This window comes from Allosphingosinicella sp., from assembly GCF_036387215.1.
Lineage (GTDB): Bacteria > Pseudomonadota > Alphaproteobacteria > Sphingomonadales > Sphingomonadaceae > Allosphingosinicella.
Map to the genome: position 1 here is coordinate 1 of NZ_DASVUE010000424.1, position 5,430 is coordinate 5,430.

At 66.0% G+C, this 5,430-nt stretch carries 5 protein-coding genes; 3 read left to right on the forward strand and 2 right to left on the reverse strand.

Going from position 1 to position 5,430, the window contains the following annotated elements; genetic code table 11:
• The coding region (locus VF662_RS16185) for a nucleotidyltransferase family protein (protein WP_464142983.1) at positions 1 to 757 on the reverse strand (757 nt) is incomplete at its 3' end.
• A 642-nt stretch (positions 758 to 1,399) separates the two neighbouring features.
• Between VF662_RS16185 and VF662_RS16190 the strand changes: the two genes are divergently transcribed.
• The 3 genes from VF662_RS16190 (at position 1,400) to VF662_RS16200 (ending at position 4,992) form a co-directional block, all read left to right on the forward strand.
• Positions 1,400 to 3,298 (forward strand): asparagine synthase-related protein, encoded by a 1,899-nt coding sequence (locus tag VF662_RS16190; RefSeq protein WP_464142984.1) that lies wholly within the window; start codon positions 1,400 to 1,402, stop codon positions 3,296 to 3,298.
• Positions 3,299 to 3,459: 161 nt separating this feature from the next.
• Positions 3,460 to 4,023 (forward strand): curli assembly protein CsgF, encoded by a 564-nt coding sequence (locus VF662_RS16195; RefSeq protein ID WP_464142985.1) that lies wholly within the window; start codon positions 3,460 to 3,462, stop codon positions 4,021 to 4,023.
• 78 nt (positions 4,024 to 4,101) lie between these two features.
• Positions 4,102 to 4,992, forward strand: coding sequence for a CsgG/HfaB family protein (locus VF662_RS16200; protein ID WP_464142986.1), 891 nt, complete (start codon positions 4,102 to 4,104; stop codon positions 4,990 to 4,992).
• A 63-nt stretch (positions 4,993 to 5,055) separates the two neighbouring features.
• On the opposite strand, the gene VF662_RS16205 is transcribed toward VF662_RS16200, so the two are convergent.
• A partial coding sequence (locus tag VF662_RS16205) for a TIGR02466 family protein (RefSeq protein ID WP_464142987.1) occupies positions 5,056 to 5,430 on the reverse strand: 375 nt, incomplete at its 5' end.

Here is a 5,430-nt window from a genome sequence, read left to right on the forward strand (position 1 = left end):
CGGAAATCAGCGCCGCCACGTCCGCCAGCCATTTGAGCCTCGACCAGGCATGGGTGGCGCCATGAACGCACAGATAGGCGAACAGCTCGTCCTTCCTCAGCGTCGGCAGCTGCTTGCCGGGCGCCACTTCGACGCGCTGGAGGGGCGAATCGACGCCGATGCCCGGGAGCATCATCGGATTATCGACGAGGCCGCTGTGGAGCTCGACGAGGATCCCGCCTGGATCCTCCCACACCGTCTCCTTGGCGGCGTGCGCGGGAACGCCGCCCGCCGCTCCTTCTGCCTCGTCGTCTGCGCTCAGGCAGCGATGGCCGGCGCTGCGCAGCAGCTCGAAGGCCCGCCCGATCGCCTGCGGGGGAACGACGATGTCGATGTCACGCGCCTTCTTGATGCTGAGCGTGCCGTAGGCGAGCAGGCCGAGGGTGATCCCCTTGACGTGAAGGATCGGGATCCCGGCCGCCTCGAACCTGCTTTGCAAGCGCAGCGAGGCTGCGGTGTGAAGCAAATTCTCCTGGGCGATGGCGGCAGAGGCTCCGGCAAGGCTTGAAGCGATATTCGGCGGCACGACGGCTCCCGAGCGCTTCAGCGCGGGGCTCACCATGCCCTCGACCCGCTGGCGCCGGACGATCCGCTGGAACAGGTCCCAGTCGCGGACCCTCGAGGCCGCTTCCGCGACCGCGCGGTCCCGCTCCGGCGACGGTGGCCATCGGCAGCAGGCTGCGGCGAGGCGGAATTCAGGGGACAGGGAAGCAGCCACGAGCGCTCAGCCGTTCTTACGCAGGCGGCATTGGAGGCAGTGCTTCCTGCCTGCCGCTCCAGCCTCTGCGCGCGCTCTCACCATTCCGCTCCCATTGCCGGTTGCGCCCGCCGCCGCAAGGGCCGTAGGCTGGAGCCCGGGCTCCGAAAGGGAAGGAGAGGGTTGGGGGGTAAGGCTGGCGGACGACGGAGCGGAGGCCGCTGTTGCCGAGCAGGCACAGTGTGATCCGAACCACTAAGCAGCGATATCGCCCCGCAACTTTCTCCTTGAATTGGGATTTTGTCCCCTTTAGGAGGTCCGGTAGAGGAGATGTTGCGCGTGGCCGAGTTCCACAGCAATATCGCCGTGCCAGATTCGAACGATGTAACAGCCAAGTAAGGGAGCTAGTAATGGCAAAGCAGAACAAGGTCGGAACAGAGGGGCGTAAAGCTTGGCTGGCTCCCGAATTGCGGCGTCTCCGCGCGGGTGCGGCCGAGGCCGGACAGGGCACCATCGGTGACGGTGGCGGTCCGGGCGCTTCGCGCTCGTAACGCACTTCGAGTTTCTAAAAACTGGCGTCCGCCCGTTGGGGTGGGCGCCAGTTTTGTTTTGTCTGCTCTTATTTTGTCTGCTTTGCGCCGGACCGGGAGCGAATAGTCACCCATGACGGCTTTGGGCGGTCTTTGGCGGTTTGGATCCGGATCCGATGGCCGCCCGCTCGAGCAGGAATGCCGTGCGATCCTGTCGGCGCAGCGGGAGTACGGCTCCGGTGCGCCTTCCGCCGCGGTCCTTGGCAGCGCCGCCTTCGGGCGCTCCCTGCTGGCCACCCTTCCCGAGGATTCGCTGGATGCCCAGCCGCTGCTGGAGCCTTCCCGCCAGACGATGCTGGTCGCCGACGTCCGGGTCGATAACCGCGATGAGATCCTGCAGCTCCTCGACCGGTCCTCCTCTGCCATCAGTGATTCTGAGGTATTTTCCCGCGCATACGAAGCTTGGGGCGAGGGCGCTTTCGACCGGATCGTCGGGGACTATGCAGTCGCGATCTGGGATGCCCAACGGCAGCTCCTGACCCTGGCGCGCGATCCCACGGGCCAGCGGCCGCTTCACTATCATGTCGGCGCCGGGTTTGCAGCGTTCGCCTCTATGCCGCGGGGGCTCCACGCTCTGGAGGAAGTCGGCTGCGAGGTAGACTTCGCAAACCTAGCCGGCTTCGTCGCGGACATTCCCCCGGAAAGCGGGAGCACCTATTTCCGTGGCATCGCCCGGGTCCCGCCGGGATCGCTCGTGGAGATCACGTCCAACGGCGTCCGGACGAGGGGCTTCTGGCGGCTTCCGGACCGGGAGCTGCGCTTGCCCACCGACGCGGACTACATCGAGGCCTTTCGCGAAGAGCTCGATCGCGCGACTCGCGCCCGCCTTCGAAGGCGCGCGGGAGCTGTGGGCTCGCATCTCAGCGCCGGCCTTGACAGCAATGCAGTGAGCGCCTCGGCTGCTCGGCTGCTCGATCCGGCCGGGTTGCTCGCGGTGACGTCGGCGCCCCGGGAGGGATTCGACGGTCCCGTCCCCCGCGGCCGCATCGCCGACGAAAGCCCGTACGCGGCGGCGACCGCTTCGCTCCATCCGAACATCGAGCATCTGGTGCTTCGGCCGGCCGGCGTTTCTCCGCTCTCCGGCCTCGCCCGCGACTCACGTTTGTATCAAGAGCCGGTGGGGCACCCGTGCAACCAGTCGTGGCTCAGCTCCGTCAGCGAGGCCGCTCATCAACGCGGCGTTTCGGTGATGCTGACGGGCGAGGCCGGCAATTTGACGATCAGCGCTGGCGGGCCGGCCCTACTGGCCGATCTCCTGCGCACCGGCCGTTGGCGGCGTTGGTGGATCGAGGCGCAGGCTTGCGCTGCCAATGACATGGGATGGAAGTCGCTGCTTGCGGTATCGTTCGGACCCTGGGTGCCGCGGCGAGCATGGAGCCTGCTCACCCGCCTCAACTCCGGCTATGCGGGCGGTGGGATCGGTGCATCGTTCCTGCGCGACGAGTGGCGCGATCGCGTGGCGCCGGCGACGCTCGCCGAATCCCGCGGCGGTAGGCCTGAGAAGGACAACCGGCAGCTGAGGCTAAAGCTTCTCCAGGGACAGGATATGGGCAGTTTCAGGAAAGGGGCGCTGGCCCGCTGGGGGATCGACGAGCGCGACCCGACCGCCGATCGCCTCCTTGCTGAATTCTGCTTCGCCCTTCCTCCGGAGCAGCTGCTCCGGCAAGGGCAGACTCGAAGGCTGGCCCGCGTCGCTTTGGCGGACCGCCTTCCCCCCGAGATCCTCAATGGTCCACGCGGCTATCAATTTGCCGACTGGTACGAATCCCTGAACAGGAATCTTGTGCATCAGGCGCTCGATGAGATCGAGGGAAGCCCGGCCGCCCTGCTGCTGGATTTCGCCCGCCTCCGGCAGCTCATCGATCGCTGGCCGCAGACGGGGTGGGAGACGCAGCCCGTGATCACAAGCTACCGGCTGGCGCTTTTACGGGCTCTCTCCGCCGGCTATTTTGCCGCGCATGCATGTCAATGAGCCGTTCATCTTGCCGCTCCAATAGAAGGGTTGCGGCGTGGGAGCCCTATCCTTAATAGTCCGCACCGTTCCAAGTTGGCCGCTTGCGGCAGGGGAAGACGATGCATCCGAAGACTCAATCTCACGGCCGAAAGGCTGCTTCCTTACGCTATCGCGCAGCGGTGCTTACCGCATTTGGTGCGGCACTGGCTTTCAGCGGCGGCGCGGCGCAGGCGCAGGAATTGAGCCACCGGTTCCTCAACCCGTCGTTCGGCGGCAACCCTTTCTATTCTGAGCACCTGCTGGGGATCGCCAATATCCATCGTCCGGCTGAGCCGAAGGACGATACGGACACTCCGACTGCCGACGAGCTGCTGGTTTCGCAGATCCGCGCCTCGCTCACCTCTTCCTTGTCTTCGGGAATTCTCACCCGCATCCAGAATGCAAAGCCGGGCGAGACGGGCAATTTTGTGGTCGGCGATCAGCAGATCAGCTTCACCCGCACGACGACCGAGACCACCGTCACATTCACCAATTCCCGAACCGGCGAGACCAGCCAGCTCGTGATCCCGGTGACACCGACGAACACCAACCCCTTCCCCTTCTCCACCTCGGCCTCGCCTGTCTCGACCGGCCAGTCCGCGGAGCAGGCCCTCGGAGCGCCGGTGTTGCCGCCGCTCGGCGTGACCGGCCCGGCAACCCAGGGGCCGGGATCCACCCTGCTGCCGGGCTTCCCGCCTCTCTAGGATAGACACATGTTCTCTGACATTCGTCGCTCAGCGGCCTTGAGCTTGTTTGCCTGTGCCGCAGTGTCGGGCTGCGCCATGCCTGGGACCAACGTGCTTCCGCGTCTGGATACGCCGGCCATCGTCGCGCAGGTCACGCCGGGGCAGCGCGATCTCATCTACATGCCGCCGCCGCCGCAGCCGATCCCGGTGGCGGTCTATGCCTTTACCGACCAGACCGGCCAGGCGAAGCTTTCGGAGACCAACGTCAGCTATTCGAGCGCGGTAACCAAGGGCGGCACCAGCATACTCATCGGAGCGCTTCGCTCCGCGGGCAACGGCAACTGGTTCAGCGTGATCGAGCGCGAGCGTCTCGATAACCTACTGCGCGAGCGCCAGATCATCCGGGAAATGCGGCGGCAATATCTCAACGAGGAAGTGACCCCCGCGCAGGTCCTCCCGTCGCTGCTGTTCGCCGGAGTGATCCTCGAGGGCGGGATCATCAGCTTCGACACCAACACCCAGTCGGGCGGGATCGGCGCCCGCTTCCTCGGCATCGGCGGCTCGACGCAATACCGGACCAATACTGCTACCGTTTATCTGAGGGCCGTCAGCGTCAAGACGGGCGAAGTGCTCGCCGACGTCGTCACTCAGAAGAGCGTCTCATCAGTCGCCACTTCCGGCGGCGCGTTCAAGTTCGTCAAGTTCGACGAGCTTCTCGAAGTCGAGGCGGGCGTCGCGGCGAACGAGCCGACCCATCTAGCCGTCCAGGCTGCGGTCGAGCGGGCGGTCTACGCACTCATCCTCGAAGGCGCCAAGCCGGGCCCGCGCCAGCTTTGGAGCTTTGCCGACGCCCAGGCGGGCCAGTCCTGGCTGCAGCGCTACAACGAGGACCGGCAGCGGTCGGTGGCGGCCGCCTACCAAAAAGCGGGGCCGGTTCCCGCTGCCCAGCCGACGACGCCGCCGGCTGGAGCAACGCCCCAGCAGTAGGATTTCGACGGGGCGCGAGCGGCCAGGTAGCGCACCGCTCCGTCACGGGCTTCCGGCCGCCCCTCAGGGGATGGCGGAAAGGTTGAGCGCGATCGAGATCCGCAATCCCTTGCCTTGCCAGGATTCGACGCTGTGCAGAAGCCAGGACGGGAACATCACCAGAGTTCCCGCCCGGGGCTTCACCGAGGCGATCTCCTCCGGTCCGTTGTCCCGGAACCTGTAAGTAGGCGCGTGCATGGCGATCGCGGGTGAGCGCGGGTCCTGGAGCAGCAGCGCACCACCCTCGCCCTCGTGCATCCGCACGTAATAGACACCGGACCAATAGGCTGCGCCGTGGCTGTGGATCTGGTTCGAGTCGCCGCTTCTGTTCACATTGGCCCAGGCGACCGTGAACCAACGCTGCGGCGACTGACCGGTCTTGACGTCGATCGTGTGCGC